Source organism: Corynebacterium endometrii (assembly GCF_004795735.1).
In the GTDB taxonomy this organism is placed as follows: domain Bacteria; phylum Actinomycetota; class Actinomycetes; order Mycobacteriales; family Mycobacteriaceae; genus Corynebacterium; species Corynebacterium endometrii.
This window is the reverse complement of record NZ_CP039247.1, coordinates 1,643,371-1,660,984: the sequence shown is the minus strand read 5'-3', so window position 1 is coordinate 1,660,984 and position 17,614 is coordinate 1,643,371. Positions and strand designations below refer to the sequence as shown.

16 protein-coding genes are annotated in these 17,614 nt (G+C 63.3%); 10 read left to right on the top strand and 6 right to left on the bottom strand.

Annotated features, from left to right (window positions below; genetic code table 11):
• Window positions 1-57: 57 nt before the first annotated feature.
• Window positions 58-693, bottom strand: coding sequence for a GntR family transcriptional regulator (locus CENDO_RS07485; RefSeq protein WP_246014213.1), 636 nt, complete (start codon window positions 691-693; stop codon window positions 58-60).
• A gap of 54 nt (window positions 694-747) precedes the next feature.
• Between CENDO_RS07485 and CENDO_RS07480 the strand changes: the two genes are divergently transcribed.
• Window positions 748-2,145 (top strand): DNA polymerase IV, encoded by a 1,398-nt coding sequence (locus CENDO_RS07480; protein ID WP_136141480.1) that lies wholly within the window; start codon window positions 748-750, stop codon window positions 2,143-2,145.
• Here the strand turns inward: CENDO_RS07480 and CENDO_RS07475 are convergent.
• The gene (locus CENDO_RS07475) at window positions 2,142-3,059 is read right to left on the bottom strand and encodes an asparaginase (protein ID WP_136141479.1); all 918 of its coding nucleotides are present in this window, start codon (window positions 3,057-3,059) and stop codon (window positions 2,142-2,144) included. The two genes, CENDO_RS07480 and CENDO_RS07475, sit on opposite strands and share 4 nt — an antisense overlap.
• Window positions 3,060-3,283: 224 nt before the next feature.
• On the opposite strand from CENDO_RS07475, the gene CENDO_RS07470 reads away from it, so the two are divergent.
• Entirely contained in the window at window positions 3,284-3,781 is a 498-nt protein-coding gene (locus tag CENDO_RS07470) for a WKL family lipoprotein (protein ID WP_136142205.1), read from the top strand.
• A gap of 33 nt (window positions 3,782-3,814) precedes the next feature.
• Here CENDO_RS07470 and CENDO_RS07465 read toward each other — a convergent pair whose 3' ends face one another.
• Entirely contained in the window at window positions 3,815-4,762 is a 948-nt protein-coding gene (locus tag CENDO_RS07465) for a hypothetical protein (RefSeq protein WP_136141478.1), read from the bottom strand.
• A 32-nt stretch (window positions 4,763-4,794) separates the two neighbouring features.
• On the opposite strand from CENDO_RS07465, the gene lspA reads away from it, so the two are divergent.
• From lspA to CENDO_RS07445, 4 genes are read left to right on the top strand one after another with little or no spacing between them, the layout of a single operon-like run.
• A complete protein-coding gene (lspA, locus tag CENDO_RS07460) occupies window positions 4,795-5,319 on the top strand; it encodes a signal peptidase II (RefSeq protein WP_136141477.1) in 525 nt (174 codons plus the stop codon).
• A complete protein-coding gene (locus CENDO_RS07455) occupies window positions 5,320-6,246 on the top strand; it encodes an RluA family pseudouridine synthase (protein WP_136141476.1) in 927 nt (308 codons plus the stop codon). It begins immediately after the preceding gene.
• A complete protein-coding gene (locus CENDO_RS07450; RefSeq protein WP_136141475.1) occupies window positions 6,243-6,791 on the top strand; it encodes an arginase family protein in 549 nt (182 codons plus the stop codon). Before CENDO_RS07455 ends, CENDO_RS07450 begins: the two co-directional genes overlap by 4 nt.
• Window positions 6,788-7,057 carry a permease gene (locus CENDO_RS07445; protein WP_136141474.1) on the top strand — a complete coding sequence of 90 codons (270 nt, stop codon included), beginning with the start codon at window positions 6,788-6,790 and terminating at the stop codon, window positions 7,055-7,057. The genes CENDO_RS07450 and CENDO_RS07445 overlap by 4 nt, the downstream gene beginning before the upstream one ends.
• Here CENDO_RS07445 and rarD read toward each other — a convergent pair.
• Window positions 7,054-7,929, bottom strand: coding sequence for an EamA family transporter RarD (rarD, locus tag CENDO_RS07440; protein WP_136141473.1), 876 nt, complete (start codon window positions 7,927-7,929; stop codon window positions 7,054-7,056). The two genes, CENDO_RS07445 and rarD, sit on opposite strands and share 4 nt — an antisense overlap.
• Before the next feature lie 88 nt (window positions 7,930-8,017).
• Between rarD and dnaE the strand changes: the two genes are divergently transcribed.
• Both dnaE and CENDO_RS07430 read left to right on the top strand, forming a co-directional pair.
• Complete coding sequence (gene dnaE / locus CENDO_RS07435; RefSeq protein WP_136141472.1) at window positions 8,018-11,587, top strand: DNA polymerase III subunit alpha; 3,570 nt, start codon at window positions 8,018-8,020, stop codon at window positions 11,585-11,587.
• A 118-nt stretch (window positions 11,588-11,705) separates the two neighbouring features.
• On the top strand, window positions 11,706-12,908 hold the full coding sequence (locus CENDO_RS07430; RefSeq protein WP_136141471.1) for a cobalamin-independent methionine synthase II family protein: 1,203 nt from the start codon (window positions 11,706-11,708) through the stop codon (window positions 12,906-12,908).
• Between the two features lie 58 nt (window positions 12,909-12,966).
• Here the strand turns inward: CENDO_RS07430 and CENDO_RS07425 are convergent, their stop codons facing one another.
• On the bottom strand, window positions 12,967-13,467 hold the full coding sequence (locus CENDO_RS07425; protein WP_136141470.1) for a hypothetical protein: 501 nt from the start codon (window positions 13,465-13,467) through the stop codon (window positions 12,967-12,969).
• A 101-nt stretch (window positions 13,468-13,568) separates the two neighbouring features.
• Window positions 13,569-15,464, bottom strand: coding sequence for a choice-of-anchor I family protein (locus CENDO_RS07420; protein ID WP_136141469.1), 1,896 nt, complete (start codon window positions 15,462-15,464; stop codon window positions 13,569-13,571).
• 203 nt (window positions 15,465-15,667) lie between these two features.
• On the opposite strand from CENDO_RS07420, the gene ilvA reads away from it, so the two are divergent.
• On the top strand, window positions 15,668-16,963 hold the full coding sequence (gene ilvA, locus CENDO_RS07415) for a threonine ammonia-lyase IlvA (RefSeq protein WP_136141468.1): 1,296 nt from the start codon (window positions 15,668-15,670) through the stop codon (window positions 16,961-16,963).
• Window positions 16,963-17,607: a YigZ family protein gene (locus tag CENDO_RS07410; RefSeq protein WP_136141467.1), complete on the top strand. Its 645-nt coding sequence runs from the start codon at window positions 16,963-16,965 to the stop codon at window positions 17,605-17,607. The genes ilvA and CENDO_RS07410 overlap by 1 nt, the downstream gene beginning before the upstream one ends.
• The last annotated feature ends 7 nt before the right edge of the window (window positions 17,608-17,614 follow it).

Below are 17,614 nucleotides of genomic sequence, written 5' to 3'. Positions count from 1 at the left end.
ACGAGCCGGGGGTGTAGCGCTGCGGTGGGTGCGGCGCCGGGGCTATGGTGCGATTGTTCACAGCTGGCTCCTTGAATCGGCGATGTGGGCGGCGAATTGCTTGCAGTATTCGTCGATGTCCCCGTCGCGCAGCGCTGCGGATAATTGCTTGTGCCCTTCGATGAATATCCGTGCCCGGTCGGCATTGCGGCTAATGGCGGTGGCCGTGAAACGCTGCTGGCGCTCGCGCAGGCGGTGGCCTAGGTCCGCGAGGATGTCATTGTCCCCGCTGTTCATCACGAGTTGGTGGAAGTCCGCATCAAGGCTGGAATAGCGGGCTAAATCCCCGGCCTTGACGGCGGCGAGCTGCTGCTCGATGAGAGCGTCTAGTTGGTCCGCGATGAACGCCCGCGCCGGTTCCCCCAGGGCGCAGATTCTCCCGGCGGCGTGCATGTCGATGAGAGTGCGGGCCTCGTATACCTCGCGGATGTCCTGGCGGCTGATCGGGGTCACCAGGGCGCCGCGTTTGGGGTAGAGCTTTAAAAACCCTTCGGCTTCCAGTTTGAGGAAGGCCTCGCGCACGGGCGTGCGGCTTACCCCAAGGCTGGACGCCACCTCACCTTCTGAGAGCATGGAGGATTCCGTGAAGGCCCCGTTCAAAATGCGGTGCTTGACGTGCTCGTAAGCGTTTTCTGCTGCGGCCTGCTTAGTCATGCATCTATCATGCATGCAAGTGGTGCAAATGGAAAGTGGGTTAACCTATGAGCTATGCAGCGCTGGGTCTTACACATCGATATGGATGCGTTCTTTGCCTCCGTCGAACAGCTAACCCGGCCTACGCTGCGCGGCCGGCCCGTGTTGGTAGGCGGCACCAGCGGCAGGGGAGTGGTGGCCGGCGCTTCCTATGAGGCTCGCGCCTATGGTGCGCACTCCGCGATGCCCATGTTTAGGGCGAAAAAGCTGGTGGGCCCGCGGGCGGTGGTGGTGCAATCGCGGCACGCGGTGTACTCGGCGGCCTCTCAGCGGGTCTTTGAGATTATTGGCTCGCGGGTGGGAGTAATCGAGCGCTTGAGCATCGATGAGGCCTTTATGGAACCGGAAGAGTTGGTGGGCGCCACCCCGGACGAGGTGTTCGCGTGGGCGCAGAATTTGCGTGAATTAATTCGGCAGGAGACCGGGCTGCCGTCATCCATCGGCGCGGGCTCCGGCAAGCAATTCGCCAAGATCGGTTCCGGTGAGGCCAAACCGGACGGCACGTTCGTGATCCCCGCGGACAGGCAGCTGGAGATGCTGCACCCGCTGGAGGTGGGCAAGCTCTGGGGCGTGGGGCCGGTTACGGCGTCTAAGCTCAGCGCGATTGGCGTGAAAACCATCGGGGATCTGGCGAGCATGTCACGCAGGGAGGTGGAGATTTCCATCGGGGCCACGGTGGGAGTGGGGCTGTGGCGTCTGGCGCAGGGCATCGATGAACGTCCGGTTGAACCGCGCGCCATCGCCAAGCAGATTTCCCAGGAGCACACCTACCCGAAGGATTTGAAGACCGCGCCTGAGGTAGACGCGGCTATCGAGCGCGCCGCCCAGGGCGCTCACCGGCGCCTGCTTAAAGACGGGCGCGGCGCGCGCACGGTAACGGTCAAGCTCCGAATGGCGGACTTCCACATCGAGTCTCGCTCGATCACCCTGCCCTACGCCACCGATGACTACGAGACGCTGAAAGCCACCGCCTTCCGCATCGCCCGGTACCCGGACGAGCTGGGGCCCATACGCCTGGTGGGCGTGGGATACTCCGGGCTCGAAACCGCGCGCCAGGACGTGTTATTTCCCGAGCTAGACCGCGTGGTAACGCGGCCAGTACCTAAGGATTCTGATTTCGAAACCGGGGTCAGCGACGGCTTGGGCGTTGACGGCTTGGGCTTTACTGACAGCGTGGAAATCAGCGATCAGTTAGATAGTCGGTGGCGCGCCACGCAGGACGTGTGGCATCCGGATTTTGGCCACGGCTGGATCCAAGGCGCGGGCCATGGGGTGGTCAGCGTGCGTTTCGAGGACCGCTCCACCGGCCCCGGCAAGACCCGCTCCTTCGCCCATGATGACCCGGACCTGCGCGCGGCCGATCCGCTCGATTCGCTGGCGTGGCCGGAGTGGTTCGCAGCGCGCGAGGATTAGCTGAGCAGATCGGCTACGTCGCGGCCCGTGGCCAGGGCCACGATGAGCATCATGCGGGCCTGGCCCACGCGCAGCAGGCCGGAGCCCACGGCCCCCTTTGCGTCCAGGGTGGCCCCGCCGCCGGCGCCGCCGTAGTCGAGGGCAACGGGGCCCTCGGGAACGCGGGTGGAGACTACCACCTTGATGCCGGCGTCTAGGGCATCGGCCACGCCCTTGCCCATCTCCTCGCCCATGTTGCCGGAGCCCAGACCCTCGATGACCAGGCCATCCACGCCGCTGGCCACCGCGGCGTCAACCAGCTCGCGGCCGGATCCCGGGAAGGCCGCGATGATCGCCACGGACGTGCCGTCCAGCGTGGCGACGGGGATGGGCGCCGGGCGGTTGCAGCGGGTAGGGGAGAACGCCCGCAGGTTAGAGGTGTGCTGCTTGCGGGCCCCGCGGGCCGGGACGGTCACGCCGCCAAAGCGGATGACCACGCCGGTGGACGCCGGGGCGGCGGCGACGCGGATTGAATCCGTGAGGTTGGTAAGCCCATCGGACTCCGGATGGTCAAAGGGGCGCTGGGCGCCGGTGAGCACCACGGGCTTGTCCGAGTCGTGGAAGATATCGAGCACTATCGCGGTATCCGCCATGGAATCGGTGCCGTGGGTGACCACCACGCCGCGTACCTGTGGATCCGCGAGTTGCTCGTGGACCTGCGCAACCAGCGCGTCAAGCTGCGCTAGCGTCATGGAGGAAGAATCGAGCCGCGCGGAATCGATGGCGCGCAGGGGGACATCCACGCCGCCCAGCTCATCCACAAGGTCCTGGGCGTTGCGCTGCGGCACGAGCGCGCCGGTGGAATCCGTGGCGGAGGCGATGGTTCCGCCCGTGGCGATGACGGAAATTATTGAGGCAGAAGCGGCGTCAGACATGCGCCCTAGATTAGACGATGCGGCGGCTTTCGCATACCTAAATATGCGGCGCATTTGCCTTTGCTGAGAATTGGGGCATGGCGCGCCCCAATCGCCGTGTTGCCAGGTAGCATTGATGGGGCGAAAGTGGCGCGCGGGTTGCCCCGGAAAGCGCGCGCCAAACAACGATACGTAGGAGCGTAAAAGTTTTGAGTAACTTCCACAATAAGTTCGGTGCCGGCATCATGGCGCTGTCCGCAGCGGTAGCCCTGGCAGCCTGCTCTTCCGAGGAAGAGGAGGCCACCCCCACCTCTGAGGCGCCGGCCACCTCCTCGGTTGCGGCGCCAACCGCTGAGCTGCCAACCGCCGCGGATCTGAACGCGGTGCTGGCTAAGGCCACCGACCCTAACGTGCCGGTAGAGGAGAAGACCTTGACGGTCCAGGGCTCGGAGACCGCCCCCGAGCTGTTTGAGACCATGACCCGTTCCAAGCAGGAGTCCGGCGCAACGTTTGAGGTTGTTGACCCGGTTCTGCCCGGCCCGGATCCGGCAAACACCGTCTCCGCCACCGTGAACTTCACCGTCCCCGGCCAGGAGCCACAGACCGCTGAGGCTGTGGAGTTCGTCAACGAGGACGGCAATTGGAAGCTTCAGCAGTCCTGGGCGTGCACCCTGATTGTCAACACCGTGACGCCGGAAGAGGTCCCGGAGATGTGCTCCGCTCAGGCCCAGGGCGGCGCCTAAGCCCGGCGCCGGGATTTAAGCGCCGAAAGATAGCTACGAAAAGCTGAGCACGGAACCAGAGGTCTGCACCACGCGGGCCTTTGATTTATTTGAGCCGTAGACCACGGTGGTGGTGTATTGCACATCGCCGGCGGTGGGCAACGGCTTGGTCAGATCCACGGTGAGCTCGCCGCGGGATTCCGTGGTCGACTCGAGCACCTCCAGGTTTTGGCCTTCGAGGCCTTCACCCGCCCCTTCCAGGGACAATGCCCCCTGGGAGGGGCGCTGATCTATTTGGACGTCGAGGACCACGGTGTCACCCTCGAGTTCCTTGATGGTGTAGGTCGCGGTCTGGAGCAGGCTGGACTGGCCGGTCACGCGGGACTCCACGGTCCAGGACGCGCCGGCACCCACGGCTTCGCCGGGGAATACGATGGGCAGCGCGGTGAGTTTGACGATGGCTTGCTCGGTGATGGCGCGGGCGTCGTCGGCGGCGGATTGCGGGGCGGCCAGGCGGAGTGAGGACATCTGGCCGTCATCGTTCGCGCGCCAACCAAACTGGAAACCCTCCGCGGAGGTGAGGTCCGTGCCTCCGGAAAAGTCCGGCTCGGAGATCGTGAAAAACACGTTGCGGGTGGCGGGCTGCTGGCCTTCCACAGCCTCCGACGCCGCCTCAACCTCACCATCCAGCTTCACCGTCGTGGTGGCGAGGTCAGCGTCTTCGGGGGAGTAGGAGTCCAGCTCGGGGGCATGGACCACGTCCTGGGTGAAGGACTCCGCGGAGGAGTAGGTCAGCTCCTGGGCCTGGTCTAGGTCGCGGTAGGCCAATACCCTGGTCTTTCCCTGGCCCGGGTCGACTAGGGTGACCCGGGAGGCGTCAACGTTAAGGCCCACGGGCTGGTCTACTGCGGGGCCCGGCGGGGAATAACTGCACGCCGTGAGGGCCGTGGATGCGCCGATGAGCAGCGCTGAGGAAACTGCGAAGACACGTAAACGAAACACGCATTCCAACCTACAGGAATTTAGCGTTTACAATGGTCCGGGTGACTGTTAATAGAAGGAGTTTTGTGGGCCTGATGGCCGCCATCGTTGCGGTGGTAGCCGTCATCGACCAAGCGACCAAGGCGCTGATGCTGTCCATCCTGACTGAGGGTGAGCCCATGCCGGTCATCGGGGATTGGTTCCGTTTCTACCTTTTATTCAATCCGGGGGCCGCCTTTTCCATGGGCGGGGAAGGATCCACCTGGCTCTTTACGACGATCCAGCTAGCATTCGTGGTGGGGGTGGCCATCGCCGCCCCGCGCCTGCAGCACAAGGGCCAAGCCATCGGCCTGGCCATGATCGCCGGCGGCGCGCTGGGCAATCTGATTGACCGGCTCTTCCGCGAGCCGGGATTCTGGTTTGGGCACGTGGTTGATTTCATTTCCATCGGCGATTTTGCGGTGTTCAATATCGCGGATTCCTCCATCACCCTGGGCGTACTGGTATTCATTGTGGCCATTTTCTTGGAGGAGCGCGATGAGAAGATTGCCGCGGATAACAAGGAGGTCAGCGCTTAGATGAGCCGGGAGATTAAGACCGTTCCTGTCCCGGAGGGCCTGGCCGGGATGCGCGTGGATGCGGCGATGTCAAAGATGCTGGGGCTGTCGCGGGCGGCATCGGCGGAGTTGTGCGCCGAGGGCGTGGTGCTGCTGGATTCAACGCCCGTGGGCAAATCAGACCGGGTGACGGCCGGTTCGTGGCTGGAGGTTACGCTGCCGGAGCCGCCGCAGGCGCTGGCGCCCAAGGCTGAACTCGTCGAGGGCATGGACGTCCTCTATGCGGACGATGACGTGATCGCAATCCACAAACCGGTGGGCGTGGCGGCGCACCCAACCCTGGGCTGGGAGGGTCCCACCGTGGTGGGAGGCCTTGCCGCGGCAGGATACCGCGTGTCCACCTCCGGGCCCACCGAGCGCAAGGGCATAGTCCAGCGCCTCGACGTGGGCACCTCCGGCGTGATGGTAGTCGCCGCCTCGGAACGCGGCTACTCCCACCTCAAGCGCGCGTTTAAGGAGCGCACCGTGAAAAAGACCTACCACGCTCTGGTGCAGGGGCTTCCCGACCCGATCGTGGGCACCATCGACGCGCCCATCGGCCGCCACCCGTCCTCCGGCTGGAAGTTCGCCGTGGTTGACGGCGGGAAGCACGCGGTGACTCACTATGAGGTGATGGAGGCCTTCCGCGAGGCCAGCCTGCTCGAGGTGCACCTGGAAACGGGCCGGACCCACCAGATCCGCGTCCACATGTCCGCCACCGGGCACCCGTGCTGCGGGGACCCCATGTATGGCTCCGACCCCAACCTCACCAAGCGCCTGGGGCTGAAGCGCCAGTGGCTGCACGCGGTAAAACTCGGCTTCGAGCACCCGGCCACCGGCAAGTGGATGGAAATCGGGGCGCCGTACCCGCCGGATCTCGCGCATGCGCTGGAGGTCCTGCGCGGATGAGCCTGGCACGGGGGAGCGTCGCCGCGGTGGCCCTGTGCGCCACGGTCGCCGCGGTGGGGATTTGGGGCCCGCGCCCAAGCCCCAGCCCGCAGGGGGACGAACTTGGCCCCGAGCGCGGGGAGACCGCCGAGGCCTACCAGGCCCGCGCGGCGGCGACCATCACCGGTTCCGAACCAACATATGCCTTGGTCAGCTTTGAGGGCGGCCTTGGCCCCGAGCGGGCCGCCGAGGCCGTGGGGGAGGCGGAGCGGCTAGCCGCCGTCATCATCGGCCAGGCGGCACCCATTGCGGTGCCGGAACCGGCCGGTAACGCCACGCGCCGGGATGTCCTGGACACCGTATTGGGCCGCGTGGCCGCCTCGCTGGCCGGGATCGGCAACGTTTCGGCGCCTATGACCTTTAGCGCCGCGATCGTCTACGGGGAACCGGAGGCGTTGCGCGCGATTGAACAATCCCCGGGCGTACTGGCCGTCGAAGCAGTCCCCGCGGATTCCGCGTGGGGCGCGTTCGCCGTCCGCCCACCCGGCTACCATGGCCAGCTATGAGCACCATCCCCTTTAAAGACTGGCCCGCAAATTACAAGTTCGCCTTCGTCTTAAGCATCCTCGCCGTGCTAGCGGCCCTCGGGCTTACGGGCGCCGCGGTGTTTCTCGGCTGGGGCGGCGGCCAGGATTACGTGATGGTGGGGCTGTTATTCATCGTGGGGGCTACCGCCATGGCGACCATCCCCCGGTGGGCGCCCAGCGGGGACGCGGAAAAGGCCCGGCGCGCGCGGGCCAAGCGCCTGCGTGCCGAGCTGAAGAGGCGCTAGGACTCTGGCAGGCGCCGCCGGAGCTCTCTGCGGTGGGCCATGAGCAAATCCGCGACGTAGATGATGACCGCCACCGCCAAGATAACGAAACCAATCCAGCGTTCTGCGCTAAAGGACTCCTTGGTGATGTAGACCGCCCACAGCAGTTGCATGATAGGAGTGATGTACTGCAGCATGCCCACGGTAGCCAGCGGCAGCAACTTTGCGCCCGCGGAAAAACACAGCAGCGGCAGGCCGGTGACTACGCCTGCGGCCATCAGCAAGGCGGCGTGGCCCGGTCCCTGCGCGAAGAAGGTGCCCGTGCCCTGGGACTCGATGAAGATGATGTAGGCCAGCGCCAGCGGCGACATGACCATGGCCTCGGCCGCCACCGATGCCGCCGCCGATACGTTGACCTGCTTTTTGATCAGCCCGTAGATGCCAAAGGAGAAGGCCAGGCTCAGCGCTAGGAGGGGGACCTGGCCGGTCATGAACGTCAGCCAGATAACCGCGACCGCCGCGACGGCCACCGCGATGAGCTGGTTGCGGCGCAGCCGCTCCTTCAGGAAGATGACTGCCAGCGCCACGGAGACTAAAGGGTTGATGAAGTAACCCAGAGCTGCGTCCGCAACGTGGTTTGAGTTCACCGCCAGCACGTAGGTGCCCCAGTTCACCGAGATGGCGACGCTGGCGGCCGCCAGCCAGCCCCAGGATTTCAACGGCAGGCCGCGCAGCTCTTTTAGTCCGCCGCTAAGCCACACGATGATGAGCATAAACACCGCGGTCCAGATGATGCGGTGAGCGAGGATCTCCACGGGGCCCGCTGGCAGCAGGAGCGGGAAGAATCCGGGGAAGACCGACCACATGAAGTAGGCCGCGAGGGTGTAAATCATGGCAGAGCACAGGGTACCCCACATCGCGGGGAGGGGTGTGGTATTCAGGGCCATTGGGCCAACTTGTCAAGGCCGCTAAAATGGCCCCATGGCCAAAAACTCCTCATTTGTACACCTGCATAACCACACCGAATTTTCCATGCTTGACGGCATGGCCAAGGTGGATCTGCTAGCCGATGAGGTGAACCGCCAGGGCATGCCGGCGGTGGGCATGACCGACCACGGCAACATGTTTGGCTCCAATGCCTTCTATCAGAAGATGACCTCAGCCGGGGTCAAACCCATCATCGGTATCGAGGCGTACATGGCGCCGGAATCCCGCTTCAACAAAAAACGTGTGCTCTGGGGTACTCCGGATCAGAAGCGGGATGACGTTTCGGCTTCGGGAGCGTATCTGCACCAGACCATGCTGGCGGAAAACGCCACGGGCCTAAAAAACCTGTTCAAGCTCTCCAGCCTGGCCTCGTATGAGGGCCAGCTGGGCAAATGGCCGCGTATGGACGCGGAGCTTATCGCGGAGCACGCGGACGGCATCATCGCCACCACCGGCTGCCCATCCGGCGACGTGCAGACCAGGCTGCGCCTGGGGCAGTACGATGAAGCCCTTGAGGCCGCCGCCATGTGGCAGGACATCTACGGCAAGGATAATTACTTCCTTGAGCTGATGGACCACGGGTTGGACATTGAAAAGCGCACCCGTGACGCGCTGTTAGATATCGGCCGCAAGCTGGATCTGCCGCCGCTGGTAACCAATGACTGCCACTACGTTCTGGAATCCCAGGCCCCTGCCCACGAGGCGATGCTCTGCGTGCAGACCGGTAAGACCCTGCTCGACCCGGATCGCTTCAAATTTGACGGCACGGGCTACTACATCAAGTCGGCGGCGGAGATGCGCGAGCTGTGGGATGACATGGTGCCGGACGGCTGCGATAACACTTTGTGGATCGCCGAACGCGTTGAGGACTACGGCGAGATTTGGGAGGAGCACACCCATGACCGCATGCCCATCGCCGATGTTCCGGAGGGCTACACTCCTACGTCCTGGCTGCACGAGGAGGTCATGCGGGGGCTCAAGGACCGCTTCAATGGCGGGGACGTGCCGCAGGAATACATAGACCGCGCGGAATATGAGATCGAGGTCATCGACGGAAAGGGCTACCCGTCCTACTTCCTCATCGTCGCCGAGATCATCAAACACGCCCGCTCCATCGGCATCTGGGTGGGCCCGGGTCGTGGCTCCGCGGCGGGCGCGCTGGTGGCGTACGCGCTCACCATCACCAATATCGATCCCATCGAGCACGGCCTACTGTTCGAGAGGTTCCTAAACCCGGAGCGCCCATCCGCGCCGGATATCGATATCGACTTCGATGACCGCCGCCGCGGTGAGATGATCGCCTACGCCGCGGAGCGTTGGGGCGAGGACAAGATTGCGCAGGTTATCACCTTCGGCACGGTCAAGACCAAGCAGGCCATCAAGGACTCGGCAAAGGTGCACTTCGGCCAGCCGGGCTTCCAGATGGCTGACCGCATCAACGGCGCGCTGCCGCCCGCCATCATGGCGAAGGACATTCCGCTCAAGGGAATCATGGACCCCGAGCATGAGCGCTATTCCGAGGCCACCGAGGTGCGCAGCCTCATCGAGACGGATCCAGACGTTAAGAAAATCTATGAAACCGCCCGCGGCCTTGAAGGCGTGGTCCGCCAGGCCGGCGTGCACGCGTGTGCGGTGATTATGGCGTCCGTGCGCCTGATGGACCACATCCCAATGTGGAAGCGCCCGGCCGATGGCGCGCTCATCACCGGCTGGGATTACCCGGCGTGCGAGGCCATTGGCCTGCTGAAGATGGACTTTCTGGGCCTGCGCAACCTCACCGTGATCGGTGACGCGCTGGCCAATATCAAGAAAAACCGTGGCGAGGAGATCGCGCTGGAGGATATCCACGCCGACGATCCACGGGTGTCCAAGGTCTATGAGCTGCTTTCCCGCGGCGATACCCTGGGCGTGTTCCAGCTTGACTCCGGCGGCATGCAGGAGCTGCTTAAGCGCATGAAGCCAACGGGATTCAAGGATATCGTGGCGTCCCTGGCGCTCTACCGACCGGGACCAATGGGCGTCAATGCCCACTGGGATTATGCGGACCGCAAGAATGGCCGCAAGGAGATTGTCCCCATCCACCCCGAGTTAGAGGAACCGCTCAAGGACATCCTGTCTGAGACCTACGGCCTCATCGTGTACCAGGAGCAGATCATGGAGATCTCGCGAAAGGTGGCCAACTACACCGCGGGCGAGGCGGACGGCTTCCGTAAAGCCATGGGTAAGAAGAAACCGGAAGTGCTGGCCCAACAATATGAAAAATTCTGGGAGGGCATGCAGGCCAACGGGTTTTCCAAGAGCGCGATGGACGCGCTGTGGGGCACCATTGAGCCCTTCGCGGCCTACGCGTTCAACAAGTCCCACGCGGCGGGCTACGGCCTGGTGTCCTTCTGGACCGCGTACCTCAAGGCGTACTACGCCCCGGAATACATGGCCGCTCTACTGACGTCCGTGGGTGACAAGAAGGACAAGTCCGCCATCTACCTGGCCGATTGCCGCCACCTGGGCATCAAGGTGCTTCCACCGGACGTTAACGAGTCCGTCGTGGACTTCCAGGCGGTGGGCGAGGATATCCGCTTCGGCATGGGCGCCATCCGCAACGTCGGCGCGGATGTGGTCCAGTCCATCATGAAGTCCCGCAAGGAAAAGGGCGCGTTTACCTCGTTTTCCGATTACCTGGACAAGATTGAGTTGACGGCCTGCTCCAAGCGCGTGACCGAATCACTAATTAAGGCTGGCGCTTTCGACTCCCTGGGCCATCCGCGAAAGGGCCTGATGCTGATTCAGGAGGACGCGGTGGATTCCGTCCAGACCACCAAAAAGGCGGCGGATAAGGGGCAGTTTGATCTCTTCGCGGGATTCGGTGGCGACGATGGGGAGGTGGTCTCCGCGTTTAGCATCGACGTGCCGGATCAGAACTGGGACCGCAAACACGAACTGGCGCTCGAGCGCGAAATGCTGGGATTGTACGTCTCCGGCCATCCACTGGACGGCTTCGAGGAGGCGCTTGAAGAGCAGACCGATACGCCGCTGCCAAAGATTCTGGCCAACGAGGTGCGCCATGGCCAGGAGCTTATCATCGGCGGAATTATCTCCGCGGTCGATAGGCGCTACTCCAAGCGGGACGGTTCCCCGTGGGCCATCGTTACCATTGAGGATCACCATGGCGCACAGGTGGATATCCTGGTCTTCAACCAGGTCTATTCCTTGGTGGCGCCGCAGATCGCTGAGGATAACATCATCCTGGCCAAGGTCCAGGTGAAGGTCCGCGATGAGCGCATGTCCCTGTTTTGCTCAGATATCCGCGTGCCGGATCTTGGCCCCGGCGGCGGCGCCGGCCTGCCGCTGCGCCTGACTCTGCGCACTGAGCAGTGCACCATGGAAAACATCGCCAAGCTAAAGCGGGTGCTGCTCAATAACAAGGGCGAATCCGACGTGTATCTCAACCTGGTCAACGGGGATGAGTCCACCACCATGATCCTGGGCGAACATTTGCGCGTGGAGCGCTCCGGCAGTTTGATGGGTGATCTCAAGGCCACGATGGGGCAGGGAATTCTGGGCTAACGCGCCGCCGAGGGCGTGCGTGAATATAAAAGCGGATGCCGGGCGGGTTGGGCGCTAGAGTGGCAAGAGGAAATAGACCGCTTGGTCTAAAAAAGAATGGAATTCAAAAAGGAGCCCCATGTCTAACAAGATCCTCACCACTCACGTAGGCTCGCTTCCTCGCACGCCCGAACTGCTCGAGGCAAACCTCAAGCGCGCGGACGGCGCCATCTCCGATGAGGCGTTCAACGAGATCCTCACGGAATCCGTGGACAAGGTCGTCAAGCGCCAGCTGGACCTTGGCCTGGACATCATCAATGAGGGCGAGTACGGCCACATCACCTCCGGCGCGGTTGATTACGGCGCGTGGTGGAACTACTCCTTTACCCGCCTGGGCGGGCTCACCATGACCGATACTGACCGCTGGGCCAACCAGGAGAAGGTGCGCTCTGAGCCCGGAAACATCAAGCTGACCTCCTTTATCGATCGCCGCGACCGCGCGCTGTTTAGCGAGGCGTACAACGACCCTGAGTCCGGCATCTTCACCGGCCGCAAGAAGGTGGGCAACCCCGAATTCACCGGCCCGATCACTTACATCGGCCAGGACCAGGTCGCCGCTGACGTGAAGCTGCTGCGCGACGCGCTGGACCGCGCGGGCGCCCAGCACGGCTTCGTGGCGGCCCTGTCCCCGGGATCCGCGGCGCGCCTGAACAACAAGTACTACGACACTGACCTCGAGGTGGTCCAGGCGTGCGGAGCCGCGCTGTCCGAGGAGTACAAGGCGATTACCGACGCAGGCCTGGTAGTCCAGTTTGATGCGCCAGACCTCGCCGAGGCGTGGGACCAGATCAACCCCGAGCCAAGCGTCGAGGATTTCCAGGCTTGGGTGCGCGAGCGCATCGATGTGCTCAACGATTCCATCAAGGACATTCCTCGCGAACTGACCCGCCTGCATATCTGCTGGGGCTCGTGGCACGGCCCGCACGTCACCGACATTCCTTTCGAGGACATCATCGACGAGATCCTGCGCGCCAAGGTGGGTGGCTACTCCTTCGAGGGCGCATCCCCGCGCCATGCGCACGAGTGGCGCGTATGGAAGGAACACAAGCTGCCAGAGGGCACCGTTATCTACCCGGGCGTTATCTCCCACAACACCAACGCCGTGGAGCATCCGCGCCTCGTTGCCGATCGCATCATTCAGTTCGCCGAACTGGTGGGCCCGGAAAATGTTATCGCCTCCTCGGACTGTGGCCTGGGCGGACGCATCCACCACCAAATCGCGTGGGCCAAGCTGGACTCCCTGGTCAAGGGCGCTGAGCTAGCGTCCAAGGAGCTGTTCTAAGGCCAACGCCAAAAGGAGCGCCCACCGCGACGGTGGGCGCTCCTTTTTTGTTTGGGTTTTACAGCTTAATGCCGGCCGCCTTAAGGGCCGAGCGGATAGGATCCAGGACCGCAGGGTTGATGGAGGCCACGATGGTGAGCAGCTGTGCTGCGCCGCCGACCAAGCCGAGGATGGCGCCGATCCAGGCGAAGGCCTCGCGGGCCTCTGGGGAAGGAACGGCGGACTGCGCCCAATCCGGAAGCTGCGAGAGGGCCTGCTCCTCGCGCTCCTCTTCGGTTTCAGGCTGAGCGCATTCTGGGGTTTCAGGCATGCCGGAGGAGCCGTAACCGTTGACAGCGCCCAGCAGGAGTTCCTGTGGGCCCATGAATGAGGAACCACCTGCTTCGGCCTGTGCCGCATGGTCGGCCTTGGCCTGGTCCACCTCAGCCTGGCATTCAGCGGACAGGCCGGAGGCATTGCCGTTCGCATCGGCAGTCTGGGCGGCAGCGACCGGGGTGACCAGGGCCAGGGAGGCGCTGGTTGCGGCAATCAGTGCGACGGAGAAGCGATTAACGCGCATGAAGGGCAGTACTCCTTAATTGGGGGTTTATGCAATTGCCAATGAATTTAGCAGGAATTGCCAGAGATTCATACCATTAAATGAAAATTGGACAATTATCCTTAGCGACCCAGCGCGGCCTCGATCTGGGCGCGCAGGCTGTCAGGTAGCGCGGCCACGAGGGGATTGAGGATGGGCGGGCTTAGCAATAATGCGGCCGCGATGCCGAGCACCGCCGCGATGACCGCTGCTACGGTGCCGCCGGTAGATGAACCGCTAGGGGAGCTGGGGGCGGCGTCGGAAGAAGAAAGCGCCTCCTCGATCTCGTAAACGGTGGTGGTCCCGGAGACCTCATTGCCCACAATGAGCAGGTCCTTGCCGGTAGGGGAATCTTCATCGGGGACAAAGCTGAAGCCCTCGGGACCCAGATCTCCGGCCTGAGGGGACCTAGGATCGGCACGAAAGTCGCGGTTGTTGACATAGGTCTGGAAGGTGGCGTTCGCCGGATCCGTAACGTCATAGACGAAGATGCCGCCCACGCGCTCGGCGCCAATGAACGCGTAGGTGCGCTCGCCGACCCGGCCAATGGTCAGCGCCTCAGGCTCGGGGCCCTTGTTATCGGAGCGGTCATCGAAAGCATTGCCCTCGTTATCCGCGTTGAAAACCAATTCGCCCCGCTCGTGCAGCTCGGCAGTGATGCGTTCGAATTCCGCGCCGGAATCAAACACTACGTTGCAGGCGGAGTCATAAATTGAAAAGCTGCGGGAGCCGTATGCGTGCAGCTCATCGAAGCAGCCATTCTCGGCGTCCCAACCGGAGGCAGCGCTAAGTTTTAAGTTTCCCGCGGATTCCGCCTCGGCAAGCGCGGCGGTATCAGTTTCACCCAGCGCGCCTTCACACACCAGGCCGCCCTCAATGACGTCCTTGAGCTCGATTTCATCCGTGTAGACACCCGAGCCGCCTTCATCTTCGTGAACGCCCCATTCGCGCGCGTCGCCCTCGTTGGCGGCGGCGATAAACGTCTGGCCGCCGGACTCGAACGCCGCCATGCTATCCGGCATCGACAGGCCCTTTACCGGAAGGGTGCGCGGCCGAGCCGACCCATCCTTGTTGGATGGGTCGATAGGGGTAACGGAATGATCGGCGATGTGGGCAGGAACCACCTTTTCCACAGTTGCGGACTCAATGTCAATGATGCCAATCGCGTTGGCCTCCTGAATGGACACATACGCCTTGCCGTTGGATGCCGGTGCTACGTACTCCGGCTCGAAATCCAGGGAAGGCTTGTTGTGATGGCCTGACGGGCCAAAGACGCGGATGGATGGGTCAAGCGCGCCGGGGGAGTCAAAGGCCTCGAAGCCGGCGGTGCGTACATCGGCTTGAGTGGCCGCGGCCACGTCATCCGAAAGCGCGATGATGGATACGGAGCCCGCGGGATTCGCGGTGTATGCGGTGCCTTCTGGGTTGAGCTCGTTGGACGGTTCACCCTCGTTGGCCACTAACGCGTACCTGCCGTCCTTGGACAGCGACACGTTATCCGGCAAGGCGCCGACGCTAACCCGGCCAAGCTCGGCGCCATCCCCGGCGGCGTCGAAGAAGAGTGCTTCGCCATTGTCCGTCTTGTTGGGCGCTTGCACGGCGGCTACGGCCAGCCCGTCGGCGCGAACGGCGACCGAGTTGATTTCCCTGCCCTCACCGGCGCTGATGGCCCCAACCTTTTGCAGCTGGCGGGGGTTCGAGGCATCCAAAATATCCACCTCGCCAGAGGTGGCGTTGACCGTCAGGATGCGCTGCGACGGCGCATGAAACGCCACGATTTCCGCGGCGGACTCCGCAAAAAGGCCAGTGGCGTAGCTCCCGATCGGGGTCATGGATAACGAGGCGACCGTGGCGGAGTGGGAAATCACGTTAGGGACAACGCCCCCAAATTCCTGCGCGCTGGCCGGCGGAACAGTCGCTGCAGACGCAGTGGCGACAAGGGTAGCAAGGGTAAAAGTTCGCAGACGTGACGTGGTCATTGGGGTCCTTTGGCTGGCTTGGGGGACGTAAAAACTGCCCTCCCAGCTAAGCCCACGGGATTGTATTGCGGCGGAAGCGCTGGTTAAACCGGCGGGATCTTTGAGTTAACAGCGGGTTACCCCCTTCCGATTCGAGTTCCATGTCGCGGGAAAGCTGGAGGGTAGATTCCCGCGCGCGGTTTAGGGGGTAAGATACTAAAACCATGAGTACTAATGCTGCAGCGCCATCCAAGGAATTCGACGTAATCCACGCCTTCGATATTCAGCAGGCCCAGGCGCGAATTTCCTCCGAGATTGCCCCCACCCCGCTGCAGTACTGCCCGCGCCTGTCCCAGCAGACGGGATTTGAGGTGTACCTGAAGCGCGAGGATTTGCAGGACGTGCGCTCCTACAAGATTCGCGGGGCGCTCTACGGCATCTCCAACCTCAACGATGAGCAGCGCGCGGCCGGCATTGTGACCGCTTCGGCCGGCAACCACGCTCAGGGCGTGGCCTATGCCTGCCGGACCATGGGGATCAAGGGCCGCATCTACGTCCCAGCCCCAACGCCTAAGCAAAAGCGGGACCGCATCATGGTCCACGGCGGTGACATGGTGGAGCTGGTCGTAGTGGGCGCCAACTTCGATGACGCGGCGGCCGCAGCGCACGAGTATGCGGCGGAGCAGGGCGCAACCTTCATTGAGCCGTTTGATTCCCGCGACACCGTGATAGGCCAGGGGACCGTGGCAGCGGAAATCATTGCGCAGCTATCCACCCTGGGCAAGTCCCTGGATTGCGCCGTGGTTCCCGTGGGCGGCGGCGGCCTCATCTCCGGGATCACCAGCTACGTGGCCGATATGTCGCCGCGCACGGCGGTGGTGGGAATCGAGCCCGCCGGCGCCGCATCACTCACCGCGGCTTTCGCGGAGGGCGGCCCGGTGACCCTGGATACCGTGGACCCGTTCGTGGATGGTGCCGCCGTACGCCGCGTGGGCACGCTACCGTATCAGATCCTCGAGGCCAATCAGGGGCGCCTCAACGTTGACGTGGTCTCTGAAGGGTCAGTGTGCACCGAGCTGCTGGAGCTGTACCAAAATGAGGGCATCATCGCCGAACCCGCGGGCGCACTGTCCGTGGCTGGCCTAAGCAAGCTAGACCTGGCGCCGGGCTCTGTGGTGGTATGCGTTATCTCCGGCGGCAACAACGACGTTTTGCGCTACGCCGAGATTATGGAGCGCTCCCTAGTCCACCGTGGCCTGAAGCATTACTTCCTCGTCAACTTCCCGCAGGAGCCCGGACAGCTGCGTCACTTCCTGGAAGACATCCTGGGGCCGCATGATGACATCACCCTCTTTGAGTACTTGAAGCGCAACAACCGCGAAACCGGCACAGCGCTCGTGGGCCTCGAGCTGGGCTCGGCCGAGGGACTAGAGCCTCTGCTGAACCGCATGCGGGAATCCAAGGTCGACTGTGAGCACCTCAAACCGGGAACGCCCGGCTACGATTTCTTGGTGGCTTAGTGCTTACTAGCTACGAACTTCCGCGTGCTGATGAAACGGTCAGCCATGAGATTGAGATCAAGCGTTCCCGCTTCATCACGCTGATAAGGCGGGTTCAGAATGAGGACGAAGCCCGCGGCTTCATCGATGAGGTGCGTTCCCGATACCCGGACGCGCGCCACCACTGTTCGGCCTACATCTACCATGTGGATGGGGCCAACCCGGTGGAGCGCTCCTCGGATGACGGCGAACCCTCCGGTACCGCCGGCAAACCCATGCTGGACGTGGTCAAGGGCTCCGGCCTGCTCGACGTAGCGGCGGTGGTTGTGCGTTACTTCGGCGGCATCAAGCTCGGCGCCGGCGGGCTGGTCCACGCCTACGGCGGGGCCGTGAGCGAAACCATGGAGCGGGTAACGCGCGTTACCCGCGCGGTGAAAGAGCTCTACCTCGTTCAGTTTGCACACGCCGATGCGGGGAAACTCGAGGCCGAACTGCGCAACCGCGGAATCGAAATCGTCGATACCGCCTACGGCGCAGCGGTGACCTATACCTTGGCCATCAATCCCGGGGAATTGGACCAGCTTAACGCCACATTGGCGGCCCTAACCCAAGGTCAGGTAGAAGCACAGGAAGCCGGGACGTCATGGGTGGAAATCGTGCGTTAATATAGGC

Coding starts and splice junctions, on each gene's coding strand:
- dnaE (WP_136141472.1), top strand. CDS start 8,018: ATGGCCAAAAACTCCTCATTTGTACACCTGCATAACCACACCGAATTT.
- CENDO_RS07420 (WP_136141469.1), bottom strand. CDS start 15,464: ATGACCACGTCACGTCTGCGAACTTTTACCCTTGCTACCCTTGTCGCC.
- CENDO_RS07455 (WP_136141476.1), top strand. CDS start 5,320: ATGAGCCGGGAGATTAAGACCGTTCCTGTCCCGGAGGGCCTGGCCGGG.
- CENDO_RS07470 (WP_136142205.1), top strand. CDS start 3,284: ATGGCGCTGTCCGCAGCGGTAGCCCTGGCAGCCTGCTCTTCCGAGGAA.
- CENDO_RS07475 (WP_136141479.1), bottom strand. CDS start 3,059: ATGTCTGACGCCGCTTCTGCCTCAATAATTTCCGTCATCGCCACGGGC.
- CENDO_RS07430 (WP_136141471.1), top strand. CDS start 11,706: ATGTCTAACAAGATCCTCACCACTCACGTAGGCTCGCTTCCTCGCACG.
- CENDO_RS07425 (WP_136141470.1), bottom strand. CDS start 13,467: ATGCGCGTTAATCGCTTCTCCGTCGCACTGATTGCCGCAACCAGCGCC.
- CENDO_RS07480 (WP_136141480.1), top strand. CDS start 748: ATGCAGCGCTGGGTCTTACACATCGATATGGATGCGTTCTTTGCCTCC.
- ilvA (WP_136141468.1), top strand. CDS start 15,668: ATGAGTACTAATGCTGCAGCGCCATCCAAGGAATTCGACGTAATCCAC.
- lspA (WP_136141477.1), top strand. CDS start 4,795: ATGGTCCGGGTGACTGTTAATAGAAGGAGTTTTGTGGGCCTGATGGCC.
- CENDO_RS07445 (WP_136141474.1), top strand. CDS start 6,788: ATGAGCACCATCCCCTTTAAAGACTGGCCCGCAAATTACAAGTTCGCC.
- CENDO_RS07485 (WP_246014213.1), bottom strand. CDS start 693: ATGACTAAGCAGGCCGCAGCAGAAAACGCTTACGAGCACGTCAAGCAC.
- rarD (WP_136141473.1), bottom strand. CDS start 7,929: ATGATTTACACCCTCGCGGCCTACTTCATGTGGTCGGTCTTCCCCGGA.
- CENDO_RS07450 (WP_136141475.1), top strand. CDS start 6,243: ATGAGCCTGGCACGGGGGAGCGTCGCCGCGGTGGCCCTGTGCGCCACG.